The organism is Bacillus sp. NEAU-CP5 (assembly GCF_026420705.1).
GTDB classification, from domain to species: Bacteria; Bacillota; Bacilli; order Bacillales; family Bacillaceae; genus Bacillus; species Bacillus velezensis.
Genome location: NZ_JAPMOV010000003.1, coordinates 149,778 through 165,917 on the forward strand (window position 1 = coordinate 149,778; position 16,140 = coordinate 165,917).

The window sequence follows — 16,140 nt, forward strand, 5'->3', positions numbered from 1 at the left end:
CCTCTTTTCTAGCTGAATAGGTCGAGCTGCTTCGGAGCAAGTCCGGTATATGAGATATTTAACATTTCAAGCATCTCAAGCCCGTTATCGGCGGCGTCTCCGCCTGAGTTATTATTGAAGAGCACATACAGATTGCGCGACTGTTTTTTCAGCTCCTGAAGATTGTTTTTCCAATCTTTGAGCTCCTGTTTGTTATAGCGGTATAAATATCTGACCTCACGCCAGTTTTGTCCGCCGTCTGGTTTGATCCAGCCCTGTTTGTTCCGTCCGTGAAAACGGACAAGCGTTTTTTCTTCATCCGTTGCTTTCAGGACGGTCGGAATGCTGCCCTCGCCGATTTGCGGCTCGTCACATATGCTGTGAATCCAGCCTTCCTCCTTCATAAAGGAAAGCGTCTGTTCATAAAATGGCGGGGAAAACCAAGACCGGTTGCGGAATTCAAGCGCGCACGGAATATCGCCCATCTGCTGCCTGCACCATCTTAAATATGCGACGTTTTCTTTCTTGCAGTCAAACCACGGCGGGAATTGGAACAGCACCATGGCAAGCTTTCCATGCTCTATATAAGGCGATAATGACAGCTTAAACGCCTCAAACATTTCTTCCTTCGATTCAAAGGGAATATCGCCTCGCTGATGGCCCGTCATTCCTTGATATGCCTTAATGACAAATTGAAAAGATTCCGGCGTCTCTTTGACCCATCTTTCATTATTGCGGGCGGGCTGTATCGCGTAAAAGCTCGCGTCCAGCTCAACGATGGGAAAATGGGAGGAATACGCCTGCAGTTTTTGCGGGCCCGCTGTTTTAGGCAGATAGATGCTGTCATGATCCCCCCACCCCGTCAGTCCGATATAAATCACAATCCTTCACCTCTCACTCTAGTTTATCACAGGTGTTTTTCTCTTTCCGTTTCCATGTTTTTTCTGAATGCACTTTTCAGGAACCGGTATTGATGTTCATTGGTGTCCGAAAATGCCTCATCCCTGGATGAAAGAATGTGCTGATAGACGATCGGCTCTGAAAACTGACCGCTCGTGAAATCATATATCTCCCCGTCTATTCGGTTATAAAAATGCCAGCTTGTGCCGGTTTTTGTTTTGAGAATGTCACCGCCGTAAACATCTTGGATGACTAAAGCCGTCACGCCGCACTGGCCTTTGGCCGGGCAATCTTCCGTCCATTTTGTACTAGTCTTGCGCGACCAGGATGCCGTTAATATGTTCAAGATTTGATCATACAATGTGTTTTACTCCTTTTTATAAAAAGATACCACGAGACCCGCTTTCCAAACGACAAAAAAAGCCGATTCTCATCAGAGAATCGGCTCTTTTATTTCAGAAGGCTTCAGGAATGTTCCGAAAGCCCCGCTCTGCTTACCCACGCCATCCTGATACACACAGCGCCCCTTGCTGTAGCTCGCAGCAATTCGGTATGGAAAGGTGCGGCCTTCATACAGGCTTTGCTTATGTTTGGAAAACATCGTTTCTTTTGTGACGGTAAAAGGTTCCGGCCGGACAATGGCAAAATCAGCGTCAAATCCTTCTTCAAGCCGGCCTTTATTCGTTAAACCGAAGCGCTCGGCCGGTGCTTCGGCCGTCCATCGGGCCACATGTTCAAACGGAATCCCATGATCGATCGCTAATTGAATCATGCCGAGAAGCGTAAATTGGCCTCCGCTGATCCCGCCCCACGACAGAAACATATTATCCTCCCGTTTCAAAGACGGATGACAGGGAGAATGATCCGAAGACACCATATCAATCAGGCCCTCAGCCAAAACTCCGATCAATTCCTCTTTATCAGCCTCTGAGCGGAGCGGCGGAGCGCATTTGGCGGCCGCCCCTTTTTTGAGGAAGTCTTCAAAGCTGAATAATAAGTAGTGCGGACACGTTTCAACGGTGACATCCAATCCGTCTTTTTTCGCCTGCTGAATGGAGAGCACGGCCCGTTTCGTGCTGATATGTACAAAATGAAGCGCGCATCCCGTCGCTCTCGCATATTCAATCGCCCGCTGCACAGCCTCGCATTCGGCTTCTTCCGGACGGGAGGAAGCGTAAGCGCGGGCATCAATTTTCCCTTGGAGCGCGTACTCGGCTTCAAGGAATCGGGTGAGGGCGTCGCTTTCTGCGTGCAGAGCCAAAATCTTGCCGCACGCCGCGATTTCCTTCATTCCCTTTAAAAGAGTCCGTTCATCGGCTGATTGAAATTCATCCGTTCCCGATTTAGACAGAAACGCTTTAAACCCGATTGCCCCCGCTTCTGCCATCGGCCGGATATGTTCGGTATATCCAGGCATCAAACCGCCCCAAAGCGCAAAATCAACCGCTGACTTCCGTTCGGCGATTTCCGCCTTTGCCAGCAGGTTTTCAGCAGTTACCGTCGAAGGGATGCAGTTAAGCGGCATATCAAAATAAGACGTACAGCCGCCGGCAGCCAGCATGTTTGAGCCGGTTTCAATGCCTTCCCATTCTTCGCGGCCGGGTTCATTGAAATGCACGTGACAATCGACCGCGCCCGGAAACACATACATGCCGTCAGCCTGCACCACTTGTTCCGCGTTTTCGTCAATGCCGGGCCCGATCAAGGCGATTTTCCCGTCCTTGACGGCGATATCGGCCTGCTCTGTTCCGCCTTTTCGCACAGCTTTCGCACCCTTTACAATTACGTCATAGGCCATTTTATCTTCCTCCCTGTAAGGATGACGATTTTCTGTCAGTTTTTATCACAACATGCGTCTATGATTGCCAGTTTACTGCTACTATGATCGTAATACATCAGCAAAACCGCTATTATTTTTGATGATTTTTATTCATATTAACCAATGGTTGTCTTTAGAACCTGAAAGGAGATTGACTGATGAACATTTATGATGTGATGAAGATTCCCGCTTATGAGCGGGCCGCAATAATCGCAGGCAGATCCGGCGGCTGGAGGGAGGTGCAGCACGTCAACATGATGGATGCGCCGGACATCGCTGATTTTTTACATAAAAACGAATTGCTCGTCACGACGGCTTACCACTTGAAGGACCGCCCGCAGCTGTTGAAAGATTTGATCCGCCTCATGGCAAAACGGGGCTGCGCGGGACTGGGGATCAAAACAAAACGTTATCTTAATGTCATTCCGAAAGATGCCGCGGAGCTTGCCGACCGGTATGAATTTCCGATTATTGAGCTGCCGGAAGACATCCGGCTGGGAGATATCGTCAACGCCACACTGAGCCATATTCTTGATATGCGTTCAAATGAGCTGCAGCAAGCCATTTACGCCCATAAAAAATTCACAAACCACATCATGAGCGGCAAGGGGCTTCAATCCCTGCTTAAGAAGCTCTCAGACATTCTCCGGCTTCCCGTGCTGCTTTTGGATCAGCATACAAAACTCTTATCATCGTCCCACCGCATACACATTGACACGTCTTTATTGAAAAACATCTGTTATTCCCTTTCCGGGCCTTATTTCACCTGCTTTTCCATGCTGCCCGACAGAAAGGCGTATTCTGTCCTGCCGATTCTGAATGTTGAAAAAAGCTGCGGTTATCTGGTGATTCCGGAGCTGGTGCAGACCGCTGATAAAGGCATGATTTTGACAATTGAACAGGCGGCCAACGTCATTTCCTTTGAACTGCTGAAAGAAAATGCCGTCAAACAATTCGGCAGACGGGCGCGCAATGAATTTTTCAGCAATTTTATCGACCGCTCGTTTACCGGCCATGAAGAAATCAAAAGCCGCGCCAAAGAATTCCGGCTCCGCTGGGATCAGAAATACATGTGCATTTGCGGAAAACTTGACAGAAATGAGAAAACGATCAGCTTTACCGAAAATCAGCTCGTTTCCGATCATGTATTTGATCTGCTTGAAGGGGAGCTGTCATCCTTTCCGTTTCCCCCTCATCTCTTTATTAAAGGAAATGTCGGTATTCTTTTAATTGAAGCGACAGACAGCTGGAATGAAATGCACGCGTCTGTCATCAGCTTTTTGGAGCAGTTTCAAAAGCAGGTCCGGGCGCAGTTTAAACGGACTGTCTCCTTCGGCATCTCAAACATATGCCAAAAGCTGATCGACGTCCCTGACGCTTTTACCGAAGCTTCAGACGCCATTTCATCCGGGCATTTGTCCAGAAGCGCGGAGTTTATTCAAATCTATCATGCCAAAGACGTGCCGGAGCTGCTCCGCCTGCTTCCGGCGGAAGATGTGAAGAAGTTTTACGAAGCCACCCTCCAAAGCCTGGCCGACCGGCAAAAGGAGGACCAGAGCCTGCTTCATACGCTGTCTGTTTACCTGGAGACCCACTGCCAGATTTCAGAAACGGCTAAGCGCCTGTACGTCCATCGAAATACGGTGATCTATCGTTTAGAAAAATGCGAGGAACTGCTCGGCAAAAGCTTAAAAGATCCGGAAACGACGATGCGCCTGCGGCTCGCGCTGAGAATGCAGCGGCTGATCGGTTAAGGAATCGTTAGAGACAGGGATGCGGGTGTTCTCCCGCATCCTATTTAAGTGGGATTCATTCAGCTAAATCCTCAAAAAATGCTGCCATCAAAATCAGCTTTCATTGATATCATCAGGCTTTTTCGATATTCGGGATGCAACCGATAATCTCACCCTTTTAAATGTCATCCTAAACTGCCTCGGGAGCCTTTGTCACAAGCACCCATGACCCTTTTTTGATGATTTCGCCATTTATTTGAAAATCAGCGGGGAGCGACACAAGACTCAACCACTTCACCAACGCCGCCCTGAAAGTCATGCTGCTTTTCCTTTTCTGATTTCATAAAAAAACGCTTTTGATTAACAGCCTTGTCTACGTAAGAAACATGTGTGATGTTTGCGTTTACCAGTTCTCTTGGCATGTGTTCACTCATTTAAAAGAATATTTAACAATTTCTCCATTGTTATACTTCCATTAAGTGTTATTGTTATCCTATAAATACCAAAAGGAGGTTTTTACTTTGAAACTAGCTAAAAATTCTTTGTTATCACTTGCAATTGTTTCATTCGTTTTCGCGCCTTTTTTTAACTCTTCAGCATCAGCTGCCGGTCCCGCTACTAAAGTGAATAAGAACATATGGGACCCAACAGAAACCCGTATCACCTTAAAAGTTGGAGATGTAAGAACTTTTGCTAATGCAGGTAACCACATTTCCTTTAATCCGCTCACAAAACCTAATGCTATTAAATATACAACGTTAGGTAGCATCAGCACTGTCCAAGTCTTTGCAGTAGCTAAAGGACAAGCATACATCGAATTCTATGATGACTCCTTCACTTGGAGAACCCGATACTATTTTTTTGTTGAGTAATAACCTGAAGAGATAGATTCTATCTCTTCTTTTTAATTAAATGATTGCGGCGTTTCGAATTTTTTATTTTTCCTCAGCTGTCAGCCCCTAAATTTCGTTATTTACCACAGGCGATAGAACGCAGTGACAACTAACCCGCTCAGCGGCGGAAAGCTTTGTGTCTCGCTGATACATACAGGTTTCGCTGCTTCCTAGTATCTTAATTCTTCGTCAACACCAACAGTCGAACACGTCAAGACCAAATACCGCTTCTGACAGGCCATGCAAGGGGATTTTATAAAATTTCCGAAATAGAAGGGGGCGGTTCCCCTCCGTGAATCGTAATGAAGCTTCGTGTGTTGGCTAATGGCTGTCTGGATAATGGTCTCACTGTCATCCTGGAAAAATCACTTACTTCTATAAGTCTTTCTTTTTAACAGAAACCGCAGATATAGCAGCAGAAATAACTATCCGCTCCGCTTCTTATGCACTCTCTATAACATGGAGAATTATAAAAAGGAGGGCGCGCGGAAACATAGGGGGAGCTCCCTGAATGGGTCACTTGATTGGCCCATGGATAAGAATTAAATTCTTGCCGCTGATACAAATGGAATGACGGGTAATAATACAACATTTTCAACTCCTTTTCCGTACACCATATTGTACTTACCGACACCCTTTTTAGATGGTTGTCTCTTGCATAATTGTGCGTTGGCCTAATTGCGGGATTTAATCTGCAAAATCCGTGCAGGGGAACCATCACAACATCTTCCGTGAGAGGTTTTATAAGCTAACCTCTCCTTGTTGTCACCAATCAACCCCTACACCCGGCTGAACGGTTCGTATTATCCCAATGATCCGTTTAGGCAGACTGTTCTCACTCTGCATGCGAAACAGCAATTACCAACACCGCTGCTTTTTCCCTTTCTTCATTTACGCCGATCTATGTTGTTCCCGCCTGACTGCCTTCTTTTTTGATCAACTTCTGGCAGATCAAATTCGTCAGACTCCTCAAGAGATAAAGCTGGTTTTACTTTATCTACACCTGTTCCGGTTTCCATTCGCGCTATGCTTGAGCATACGGAACAACTGATTTTCCTATAATTCACAATGGCGTTCGATATGATTTTCCCTCTATTCGCATCCCTGCAATTTCAGAGATGCAGACAGCCAAAGAATAAAAAACAATCAGCAAAAAGCCTCCGGATCCCCGGAGGCTTTTGATTCTTATCCTTGCTGCGTAAACGGCCGGGTCTGTGTCTTTTTGCCCCAGCCAAGCGCGGCCAGAAAACTGATGGCGAGAATGACCGCTCCCAGCATATATGGAAATTCCATATTTACGTCAAAGAGAAAACCGGCGGCTGACGGTCCGGCAATATTCGCTAAGCTGATGAATGAGGTGTTCATCCCTCCGGCAAACCCCTGCTGGTCACCGGCGAGCTTCGACAGCATCGTGTTAACCGCCGGCCGGAGCAGCGATGTCAGCGTCAGGAAAAAGATTGCCGCGGCAAAAACGGCCCAATATGAACCCGCAAACCGGCACCACACAAGTCCTGCAGCAGCCCCGATCAACGTCACGTTAATCACGCGTTTTTCCCCGAACTTGCGGACGAGATAACTGACGCCGACCGCCTGCACAAACACGCCGATGAGACCCGCAGCCGTAATAATAAAGGCAATATCAGACGCTTTAAATCCGTGTTTATGGTCAACGTAAAGACCGAAAACGGATTCAAAGTTCATAATTCCGAAGTTCAGCACAAAAACCAGAATCAGCATAAACGCGAACGGCGATTTGAGCGCGCGTGACATTTGCTTAAACAGATGCTCACGTTTTTCCGTTTTTGCCCGGGCTTCCAGCTGCTTTTCACGTCCCAGCGTTTCGGGCAGAAAGAAAAATGAAAGCACACTTGAAAAGCAGGCAAGACTTGCAGACACGATGAACGGCACAGACATGCCATAATGAACCAAATAGCCTCCGACACCGGGCCCGATGACGACACCAAGCGTCATCGCCGCGCTGAACAGCCCCATTCCTTTCCCGCGTTCTTCTTCGGTCGTAATATCCGCAATGTAAGCGAACATTGACGGCATTAAAAACGCCGCGCCCATTCCGCCCAAAAGGCGGGATGCGAACAATTGCCAGAGGCTTCCGGCAAAGGCGAAGATCAATTGTGACACGGCAAAGGCGGCGATGCCGAAAATAATCAGTTTCCGCCGTCCGTATTTGTCGGTTATTTCCCCGGCAATAGGCGCAAATAAAAGCTGTGTAAGCCCCGCCGCCGCAACAAGCAGACCCATCGTGCTGCCCGTCGCTCCGAATTCGGTAATATATGCGGGCATAATCGGAATAATCAATCCGATTCCAAGCATCGCAATAAACATATTCAGCATTAAAATTGACAATCGGCCTATGTACGCCATGATTTCTTACCTTCTCCCCAGACAAACAGATGATCATTCCATATTTGTCATTTTTTATACCACTCAGTATAACGGGCAAAAGGGAAAAAAGTCCAGATGATTTCAATCTCGTTTTCAAGTCTCATGACAGCACACCGGTTTCAGCCGGCAGATCATATATGTTAAGGGCCGCCTGCAGCGCTTCCCCGGCTTTAACGGCAACTCCGTGTCTGATCAGAACCGCTTCAAGTCCGGCCAGCACAAACAGCACATTTTCCTTTCTGCAGCTGTAGCCCATCGTTCCGATTCTCCAAATTTTCCCCTGCAGCGGACCGAATGAGCTGGCGATTTCAATTCCGAATTGAGACAAAAGCATCCTTCTGATTGATTCGCCGTCTGCTTCCGGCGGAATCTTCACACATGTGACGACAGGCAGCTTCGCCCCCGGATCGCCGAATAAATCAAGGCCCATCGCTGCAAGTCCCGCCGTAAGCGCTTTTTCATGACGCCGATGCCTGCTGAACCGTTCTTCAAGTCCTTCTTCCAGGACAAGGCGCACACCCTCCCGCAGCGCATAAAGCATTGTTGTCGCTTCTGTATGGTGATTCAGCCTTCTTTCACTCCAATAATCTTCGAGCTGGCTCAGATCAAAATAGTTGCTCGTAACCGGCCGATGACCGGACAGCCTTTTGCCGTCGGCTGCCGTCGCAATGCCTCGTTCTACCTTTTTACGCGCGGCAATGACAGCTGCCGTCCGGTCATTATAAGTAATCGGAGCCATTCCCGAGGGGACCGACAGGCATTTTTGTGTTCCCCCGATGACTGCGTCAATCTTCCATTCATCCGTTTTTACGGCGCAGCCTCCGATCGTGGCCACGGCATCCACGATAAAGAGTGCGTCTTGGGCGCGGCACGCTTCCCCGATTTCTTTCAGCGGGTGAATCCGCCCCGTTGATGTTTCTCCGTGCACCATAGCGACGATTTTCGGGGAAATCTTTTTCATCTCGCTGATAATCTCTTCAGGCCGGAAGACCGTTCCCCATTCACACTCGATCGTATGAACGTCCGCTCCGTACCGCTCGGCGATTTCAGTCAGCAGGTATCCGAAGCGTCCGTATATCGGAACGAGCACGCTGTCGCCCGGCTCTATCACACTTGCGAGAACAGCCTCAATCCCCGCTCTTGATGTACCGTCAATCGGATAGGCCCAGCGGTTTTCCGTTTGAAACAATTCACGGAGCATTTGCATCGTTTCGTTCATGATGCCGGTAAATGCCGGGTCAAACTGGCCGATGATCGGAGCGCCCATCGCCCTCAGCACTCTCGGTTCAGCTTCTGTCGGTCCCGGTGTCATAATCGTTCTTTGCGGAATGCACAATTCTTTTCTGGTCGGCACGCCGATTCCCCCTTTACGTTAATAGGCAAGTTTATGTAATACATTCGCCAGCGTAAGGACGCCGGTTTCAAGCTGATGTACGGGTGTGAATTCAAGCGGCGAGTGGCTGATCCCGCCACGGCTCGGTACAAACAGCATGCAGGCCGGAAAGGTTCTGCCGAGCATCTGGGCGTCATGTCCCGCTCCGCTTACGATCTTCTCCGGGTCCGCCCCCTGCTCTTTTGCAGCCTCTGCTGCGGTTCGTGTCAGTGTCTGATCCATTTGAACCGGCTCTATCCTCATATATTCATCAATAACGGGTCTGACTCCTTTGCTGCGGCTGATGTTTTCAATAATCGACACCAGTTTCTGATGGAAGGCTGCCAGCACGTCCTCCTGCCGGTGGCGAATATCAACGGAAAACTGGATACGGCCCGGAATGACATTCGCCATATTCGGTTCAACCGTCATTTTCCCGCACGTCAGACGGAGCTCTTCCGGCTGTCTTTCCGCTGAAAGCATCAGTTCGTGGATGATGCTGCTTCCCGCCGCGAGCGGGTCTTTCCGCCATTTCATTGAAGTGGTGCCGGCATGGTTGCATTCACCGTCAAGCGTAACGGTATAGCGTCTCTGTCCGGCAATCTCGGTGACAATCCCGATATCCTTTCCTGATCGTTCAAGCGATTGCCCCTGTTCAATATGAATTTCCAGAAAGGCACTAATATCAGTGCGCAGCGGCGCTGGATAACGACCTGCACCGAAGCCGTTCTGCCGCATGGCTTCTCTCAGAGAAATGCCGGACGCGTCTTTCGGCGTTTCCGCATCTGAAAGCGAGAAAGCACCGGTGATATTGCCTGAGCCCCAATAAGTGATGGGAAAACGGCTCCCTTCCTCTTCACAGAGCGACACAGCCTCCAGCGTTTTTTTCGGACGCCCGCACGTCTCATGTAAATGCCGGATCGCCAGTATGCCCGCCAGCACGCCGAACGCACCGTCATATTTGCCGCCGTCAATAACGGTGTCAATATGCGACCCGGTCAGAATCACCTCATCAGGCGATTCTGTGCCGTTCAGCCGGCCGAATACGTTACCGACATCGTCAAATGCCGTTTCCAGCCCGAACGCCTCCATTTTCTTTTTGACGGCAAGCTGGGCGTCCATCCATTCTTTCGTATATAAAAGCCTCGTCACTCCGCCGGAAGCGGAAGCGCCGAATTGAGACAGCCATTGTATGTCATCGGAAATCCCGATATTCGCCGCCGAAAGCTGCTGATGTTCCATACACGCCCTCCTTTTAAACTGAAAAACTGACAAGATGATCTTCATTATAGAAGGAGCGCATAACGAGTTCATTATCATATCTTCCAAAAAATCAATGATTTTCCGGATACTTTGACCAATAAGCCGAAGGAACCATTTTTCAAAAAAGATAGAATATTAGATTTATTTTTTGGATAATAGAGGTAAAGGAGGGCAAGTCATGACAAAAAAACTTTGGTTTCTGCCGATTGTCTGCCTGTTTTTCATTTTTGGATGGGCCGCGCCGTCAGCCTCTGCGGGCGCGCCAGCTGACACGAATCTGTACAGCCGGATGGCGGTTTCAACTGCCGGCGGCACAACTCTTTTTCCGCAAACTGCCTCAGCTGTCATCACTCCGTCTGCGGATACGGACACATATTACAAAGAAGCTTCCGGGAAAAGCGGAACAGCCTTAAAGAGCGCCCTGCACCGCATCATCAGCGGACATACAAAGCTGTCTTACAGTCAAGTATGGAATGCATTGAAGGAAACTGACGAAGATCCGGCAAATCCGAACAATGTCATCTTGCTCTACACCCAGGAATCACGGGCCAAAAGTAAAAACGGAGGCAGCGTCGGGGACTGGAACCGCGAACACGTGTGGGCAAAGTCACACGGAAACTTCGGAACAGCTGCCGGCCCCGGGACGGACATTCATCATCTGCGCCCTGCAGACGTCCAGGTGAACAGTGCCAGAGGAAATATGGATTTTGATAACGGCGGCTCAGAATACCCGAAAGCGCCGGGCAATTATTACGACGGTGATTCCTGGGAGCCGCGCGATGAGGTTAAAGGAGATGTCGCCCGCATGTTGTTTTACATGGCGGTGCGTTATGAAGGAGACGACGGGTATCCCGACCTTGAGCTGAATGATAAAACCGGAAACGGCTCAGCTCCTTACATGGGAAAACTGTCCGTTTTGCTCAAATGGAATCAACAAGACCCCGTCGACAGTAAGGAAAAACGGCGGAACGAAATCATTTACGAAGACTATCAGCATAACCGCAATCCGTTTATCGACCATCCGGAATGGGCGGACGAAATCTGGTAATCGTATCATAAGAAGTGATAAGGGAGCCCTGATCATCAGGCTCCCTTTTTCAATATACGGCGTTTTCAGTGTCGGCATCAAAAAAGACGGCCCGGTTCATATTGACCGCAAGCAGAATGGCATCGCCGGGTTTCACCTGTGAAGCGCCGTCAAGACGGATCGTCATGCGGTCATCTCCGCTCACCGCATGAACGTACATCTCCACGCCTAAGTTCTCACATACTTCCGCCACAGCGCGGCACGCCGCTTCAGGCGGGTGCTCTGATTGTCCGGCAAGCGTCAAATGCTCCGGACGCAGCCCCGCAATCATCTCCTTACCGCTGTATCCTTTCTGCACAAGAACGGCCGCTTTTTCTTTCGGAATGGGCAGACGAACGGACGAACCGGCAAAATACCATTGCCCGTGACTTTCTTCAATAACGCCTTTTATAAAATTCATACTCGGAGAACCGATAAAACCCGCCACAAACATATTCGCCGGATAATGATAAATCTCATGGGGGCTTGCGGCCTGCTGAATATCTCCTTCATTCATCACGACAATCCGGTCGCCCATTGTCATCGCTTCCGTCTGATCATGCGTCACATAAACGATGGTCGCTTTCAAACGCTGATGGAGCTTGCTGATTTCCGCGCGCATCATCACTCGCAATTTCGCATCTAAGTTGGAAAGCGGCTCGTCCATCAGAAACACTTTCGGCTCCCGCACGATCGACCGGCCGAGCGCAACCCGCTGCCGCTGTCCGCCTGAAAGAGCCTTCGGTTTCCGCTTGAGCAGATGCCCGATTTCCAAAATATCAGCGGCCGTCCGGACTCGCTCTGCAATTTCTTTTTTCGGCAGCTTTTTGAGCTTCAAACCGAACGCCATATTGTCAAACACCGTCATGTGGGGATACAGCGCGTAATTCTGAAAAACCATCGCGATATCACGATCCTTCGGGGGCAGATCGTTTACCGCGTCTCCATCGATATAAAGCTTCCCCTCAGAAATGCTCTCCAGTCCGGCAATCATTCTGAGTGTCGTAGATTTGCCGCAGCCGGAGGGACCGACAAGCACCAGCAGCTCCTCATCTTTTACATCTAAGTGAAAATCCTTCACTGCCGCCGATTGGGCGCCGTATGTTTTTTTGATATGGTCAAATGTTAATGATGCCATTCGAAACCTCCTCCAATACTGGAAACCGCCACATCTTTCTGTTATGTTAAAAATGTTCGGGGTTTCTGACAGATTCATAAATAAAAAGCAAATTTGTATTATAACGTCATAATACATATAATAGTACTACTACTTGACAAAGGAGGTCCGTCCCATTGTTAAATAACGGGAGCTCGAAACCTTTATATATTCAGCTGAAACAAATTATCGCGGACGATATCAAGAAGGGCGTTTATTCGCCGTCCGTAAAACTGCCGACCGAAAATGAGCTGTGCGAAACGTACAACGTCAGCCGCATAACGGTCAGGAAGGCCATCCTTGATCTTGTGGAAGAAGGCTGGCTCGTCCGGCAGCAGGGAAAGGGAACGTTCGTTAAAAGCCCTAAACTGAAGCGGGAGCTCATCGCGGTCAACGGCTACTCTGAATTTATGGAATCAACGGGGAAAAAACCGAAACACCAGATCCTTTCCCATGAAATCATTGAAGCGCCTAAATCCATCGCCCAAAAACTTCGCGTCGCTTCCGAAAGTCCCGTTCTTGAATTAAAACGCATTTTATTTCACGACGACCAGCCGCTCTCATTCGAAATCGCCCACTATCCGCTTAGTTTATTTCCCGACATCGGCAAGCATATTAAAGGCGGCGTGTCGATGCATGACATTTTGAAACAGCACTATCAGGTGGTGCCCACCCATAATACGAAGCTGTTAAATGTCGTATACGCCAAGCAGGAAGAAAGCCGCTATCTGGCTTGTGATATCGGGGATGCGCTTTTTGAAATTGACAAAACCGCTTTTATGTCAAAAGACCAGCCGATATACAGCTCGCTGTTTGTAATGCATACAGACCGCGTCACGTTTACCATTAACAGTCCCTATGTGTAACAAGTATAAAAAACGAGACAATGCTTATCGTATTCTCGTTTTTTCACTGCTTTTCCCGCCGCCCGGCCTGTAGGGATGCCCGTAACCGAACGCTCCGAATCCTCCGCATGTTTTGGCAGCCGTCCCGGCGGCCGCAGTAAGCGCTCGCCGAATATCCTGATGCTCGAAGAAATCGGTAAGAAACCCGGCGATAAAAGAATCACCCGCGCCCAATGTATCTATTATATCAGCTCTTACCACCGGCTGATGATAGACGCGTTCCCCATCCGATAACACCGCGCCATATTCTCCCCTTGTCAGACAGACGATTTTCGCTCCGAAACCGCGGGCTTTTTCGGCAAGCCGCATACATTCACTTTCACTCAAATCACTCCCGGAAAAAAACGCATACGTCACGTACGGACAGACCGCTTCTAAATAGGCTTCGTCACGTTTTACAGAGAAGTCAAAGGAAATCGGCACATGGCCGCTCAGCATCGGGAGGTCACGTTCTATCCTGCTGTATACGCTCGTATGCAGCAGATCATGCCCGGCGATAAATGAGATGTCATTCTCCTGAAAAGCGAGCGTCAGACGCGATTGCACGCCGCCTTTATTTGATCCGGCAAATATCCTGTCCCCTCTTTCATCAAGCGTGACGACCGCCATCCCGTTTTCTCCGTATGCCCGGCGGATCAGATCGGCATTCACCTTTTCCAGTTTCAGCACATTCAATACGTGATCCGCCGCTTCATCACTGCCGAGAATCCCGATATAAGAAGTTTCGTGGCCTAAGCGCCGGGCAAGCACGGCTACGTTTAACGCATTTCCGCCCGGGTAAAACGTTTCCTGATCCTGATAATAATCTACTACATTATCTCCGGCCGCTATCAGTTTCATCTTTTCATCCTCCTTATCCTTTCACGCTTCCCGCTGCAATGCCGCGGATAAAATATCTCTGCATCAATAGAAACAGCGCTATGATCGGAGCAGCAGAAATCGTCAGCCCGGCCAGCAGCACGCCCCAATCCGTCTGCAGCGCATCTCTGAACTGCATCAGCCCGGCCGGAATCGTCCGTAAATTTTCATCATCGATAAAAATAATCGCAAACATAAACTCATTCCATGTATGGTAAGCCGTCAAAATGCCTGATGTCACCAGAATCGGCACGCTCATAGGTAAGAATATTCTGAAAAATATTCCGAAACTTGTACATCCATCCAGATAGGCAGCTTCCTCAAGCTCTTTGGAAATCGACAAAAAATAGGAACGGATCAGAATCACGGTAAACGGAATACGGTAGGCGGCGTACGGAAGAATCAATGCCCAATACGTATTGTACAGTCCCAATGACTGGATAATGGAGTACAGCGGCACAAGACTGACCTGCGGCGTCAGCATCAAGCCGCCAAGACAAATGATCAGCACAAACCCTTTTCCTTTAAATTGAAAACGGGCCAGCCCGTATGCCGCCCAGGCGCTCACAAATACGGTGATGAGACAAGTCAGCACGGTCACAATGACGCTGTTCATAAAATAAGCGGAAATCCCTTGGTTCCATGCGGATACGAAGTTTTCGGGATGCCAGACAGAGGGCAGCGACCAGCTGTGCTCAAAAATCTCATCCGAGCTTTTAAAGGCGCTGACCGCCATCCATAACAGCGGATAAGCAACGGCAATGAGGTAGATAAAGAGAAACAGCCACACAGACGTTTCCCCGACATACCATTTTCTCGGTTTTCCGCCTGTTCTGACGGCCTGACGGGCATGGCGCAAGTCCGTCTTTTCAGGAAGCATCGGCTACTCCTCCTTTCCGGTCTTAAAGAATTTCATCTGAATAAGCGACAGAGCAAGCGTCAGCAAAAGCACCACCGTCGCGATCGCAGAAGCGTAGCCCATCATATCCTTTGTAAAAGCGCTCTTATACAAAAATGTGCTCAGCACTTCTGAAGCATTGCCCGGCCCTCCGCCGGTCAGAATATACGGTTCATTAAATACGGTAAATGCGCCGGTCAGCGTCATCACCACGGCAACAAACGACATTTCTTTCGTCTGCGGCACCGTAATGTGAAAAAACTGCTGGATTTTTCCGGCTCCGTCCAGCTGCGCCGATTCATATAATTCAGCGGGAATGCTCTGAATCGAGACAATGTACAGCATGGCGATGTAACCGACAGACTGCCATTGAGACACAAAAATGACAGAAAGCATAGCGGTGTTTTCATCGCCCAGCCATGCGCGGGTCAGTTCATCAAGTCCGACGGCTTCCAGCAGCTGATTCAAAAGCCCGATTTCCGGGTTATAAATAAAATCAAACAACAGCGCAATGACGGTCATGGAAATGACGACCGGAAGAAAAAAGACCGTGCGGAAAAAAGGCGACCATTTTCTTACCAGTCTGTCTTCCAGCACAGCCGCCAGAATTAAGCCGCCGCCAACCTGGAAAATCAGCGATATGACGGCATACAGCACATTGTTGCGGAGTGCTGTAAAAAACACGGGATCGTGAAACAGGTCAATATAATTTTTCAGACCGATAAACGTCTTTTCGGGTTGAAATGAGCTCCATTCAAACAGACTGAAAAACACATTCTCAATAATCGGAATGTAAACGAACAGCAGAAAAATCAGCGCGGGCGCGAGAAACAGATACGGAATGAAACGTTTTCGGCTGACCAAGGAAATCCTCATCTCCTTTCTCCAAAGAAAT

Annotated in this window: 14 protein-coding genes and 2 pseudogenes; 4 read left to right on the top strand and 12 right to left on the bottom strand. The window is 48.9% G+C overall.

Going from position 1 to position 16,140, the window contains the following annotated elements:
- Positions 1 to 8 precede the first annotated feature (8 nt).
- The 3 genes from OTK50_RS10775 to OTK50_RS10785 all read right to left on the bottom strand — a co-directional run bounded on the left by OTK50_RS10775 (position 9) and on the right by OTK50_RS10785 (position 2,677).
- Complete coding sequence (locus OTK50_RS10775; protein ID WP_039063577.1) at positions 9 to 860, bottom strand: DUF72 domain-containing protein; 852 nt, start codon at positions 858 to 860, stop codon at positions 9 to 11.
- Between the two features lie 26 nt (positions 861 to 886).
- Positions 887 to 1,240, bottom strand: coding sequence for a hypothetical protein (locus OTK50_RS10780; RefSeq protein ID WP_007408736.1), 354 nt, complete (start codon positions 1,238 to 1,240; stop codon positions 887 to 889).
- Between the two features lie 72 nt (positions 1,241 to 1,312).
- Entirely contained in the window at positions 1,313 to 2,677 is a 1,365-nt protein-coding gene (locus OTK50_RS10785) for an allantoinase (protein WP_224223787.1), read from the bottom strand.
- 179 nt (positions 2,678 to 2,856) lie between these two features.
- Between OTK50_RS10785 and OTK50_RS10790 the strand changes: the two genes are divergently transcribed.
- Entirely contained in the window at positions 2,857 to 4,452 is a 1,596-nt protein-coding gene (locus OTK50_RS10790; protein ID WP_224223788.1) for a PucR family transcriptional regulator, read from the top strand.
- Positions 4,453 to 4,624: 172 nt separating this feature from the next.
- On the opposite strand, the pseudogene OTK50_RS10795 reads toward OTK50_RS10790, so the two are convergent.
- Positions 4,625 to 4,853: pseudogene (locus OTK50_RS10795) on the bottom strand (XkdF-like putative serine protease domain-containing protein); the annotation flags it as partial.
- Between the two features lie 99 nt (positions 4,854 to 4,952).
- Between OTK50_RS10795 and OTK50_RS10800 the strand changes: the two are divergent.
- Positions 4,953 to 5,303, top strand: a complete 351-nt coding sequence (locus OTK50_RS10800) for a hypothetical protein (RefSeq protein ID WP_044801775.1) — start codon at positions 4,953 to 4,955, stop codon at positions 5,301 to 5,303.
- 87 nt (positions 5,304 to 5,390) lie between these two features.
- Here OTK50_RS10800 and OTK50_RS19950 read toward each other — a convergent pair.
- The 4 genes and pseudogenes from OTK50_RS19950 to allC form a co-directional block, all read right to left on the bottom strand.
- Positions 5,391 to 5,524, bottom strand: a pseudogene (locus OTK50_RS19950) (hypothetical protein); the annotation flags it as partial.
- 985 nt (positions 5,525 to 6,509) lie between these two features.
- Positions 6,510 to 7,706 (bottom strand): MFS transporter, encoded by a 1,197-nt coding sequence (locus tag OTK50_RS10805; protein ID WP_221664106.1) that lies wholly within the window; start codon positions 7,704 to 7,706, stop codon positions 6,510 to 6,512.
- A gap of 121 nt (positions 7,707 to 7,827) precedes the next feature.
- Positions 7,828 to 9,039: a pyridoxal-phosphate-dependent aminotransferase family protein gene (locus OTK50_RS10810; protein ID WP_208404658.1), complete on the bottom strand. Its 1,212-nt coding sequence runs from the start codon at positions 9,037 to 9,039 to the stop codon at positions 7,828 to 7,830.
- Positions 9,040 to 9,099: 60 nt separating this feature from the next.
- Positions 9,100 to 10,341, bottom strand: a complete 1,242-nt coding sequence (allC, locus tag OTK50_RS10815) for an allantoate deiminase (RefSeq protein ID WP_221664104.1) — start codon at positions 10,339 to 10,341, stop codon at positions 9,100 to 9,102.
- A gap of 199 nt (positions 10,342 to 10,540) precedes the next feature.
- On the opposite strand from allC, the gene OTK50_RS10820 reads away from it, so the two are divergent.
- A complete protein-coding gene (locus OTK50_RS10820; protein ID WP_007410107.1) occupies positions 10,541 to 11,410 on the top strand; it encodes an endonuclease I family protein in 870 nt (289 codons plus the stop codon).
- A gap of 49 nt (positions 11,411 to 11,459) precedes the next feature.
- Here OTK50_RS10820 and OTK50_RS10825 read toward each other — a convergent pair whose 3' ends face one another.
- Positions 11,460 to 12,566 (bottom strand): ABC transporter ATP-binding protein, encoded by a 1,107-nt coding sequence (locus tag OTK50_RS10825; RefSeq protein ID WP_221664092.1) that lies wholly within the window; start codon positions 12,564 to 12,566, stop codon positions 11,460 to 11,462.
- Positions 12,567 to 12,721: 155 nt separating this feature from the next.
- Here OTK50_RS10825 and OTK50_RS10830 point away from each other — a divergent pair, with 155 nt between their 5' ends.
- Positions 12,722 to 13,450 (top strand): GntR family transcriptional regulator, encoded by a 729-nt coding sequence (locus OTK50_RS10830; RefSeq protein WP_015240525.1) that lies wholly within the window; start codon positions 12,722 to 12,724, stop codon positions 13,448 to 13,450.
- 24 nt (positions 13,451 to 13,474) lie between these two features.
- On the opposite strand, the gene OTK50_RS10835 is transcribed toward OTK50_RS10830, so the two are convergent.
- From OTK50_RS10835 to OTK50_RS10845, 3 genes are read right to left on the bottom strand one after another with little or no spacing between them, the layout of a single operon-like run.
- Entirely contained in the window at positions 13,475 to 14,329 is an 855-nt protein-coding gene (locus tag OTK50_RS10835; RefSeq protein WP_032867112.1) for a PfkB family carbohydrate kinase, read from the bottom strand.
- Between the two features lie 13 nt (positions 14,330 to 14,342).
- A complete protein-coding gene (locus OTK50_RS10840; RefSeq protein ID WP_003151895.1) occupies positions 14,343 to 15,227 on the bottom strand; it encodes a carbohydrate ABC transporter permease in 885 nt (294 codons plus the stop codon).
- A 3-nt stretch (positions 15,228 to 15,230) separates the two neighbouring features.
- Entirely contained in the window at positions 15,231 to 16,121 is an 891-nt protein-coding gene (locus OTK50_RS10845; RefSeq protein WP_373364971.1) for a carbohydrate ABC transporter permease, read from the bottom strand.
- Between the last annotated feature and the right edge of the window lie 19 nt (positions 16,122 to 16,140).

Coding starts and splice junctions, on each gene's coding strand:
- OTK50_RS10785 (WP_224223787.1), bottom strand. CDS start 2,677: ATGGCCTATGACGTAATTGTAAAGGGTGCGAAAGCTGTGCGAAAAGGC.
- OTK50_RS10790 (WP_224223788.1), top strand. CDS start 2,857: ATGAACATTTATGATGTGATGAAGATTCCCGCTTATGAGCGGGCCGCA.
- OTK50_RS10805 (WP_221664106.1), bottom strand. CDS start 7,706: ATGGCGTACATAGGCCGATTGTCAATTTTAATGCTGAATATGTTTATT.
- OTK50_RS10810 (WP_208404658.1), bottom strand. CDS start 9,039: ATGACACCGGGACCGACAGAAGCTGAACCGAGAGTGCTGAGGGCGATG.
- allC (WP_221664104.1), bottom strand. CDS start 10,341: ATGGAACATCAGCAGCTTTCGGCGGCGAATATCGGGATTTCCGATGAC.
- OTK50_RS10820 (WP_007410107.1), top strand. CDS start 10,541: ATGACAAAAAAACTTTGGTTTCTGCCGATTGTCTGCCTGTTTTTCATT.
- OTK50_RS10825 (WP_221664092.1), bottom strand. CDS start 12,566: ATGGCATCATTAACATTTGACCATATCAAAAAAACATACGGCGCCCAA.
- OTK50_RS10835 (WP_032867112.1), bottom strand. CDS start 14,329: ATGAAACTGATAGCGGCCGGAGATAATGTAGTAGATTATTATCAGGAT.
- OTK50_RS10840 (WP_003151895.1), bottom strand. CDS start 15,227: ATGCTTCCTGAAAAGACGGACTTGCGCCATGCCCGTCAGGCCGTCAGA.
- OTK50_RS10845 (WP_373364971.1), bottom strand. CDS start 16,121: ATGAGGATTTCCTTGGTCAGCCGAAAACGTTTCATTCCGTATCTGTTT.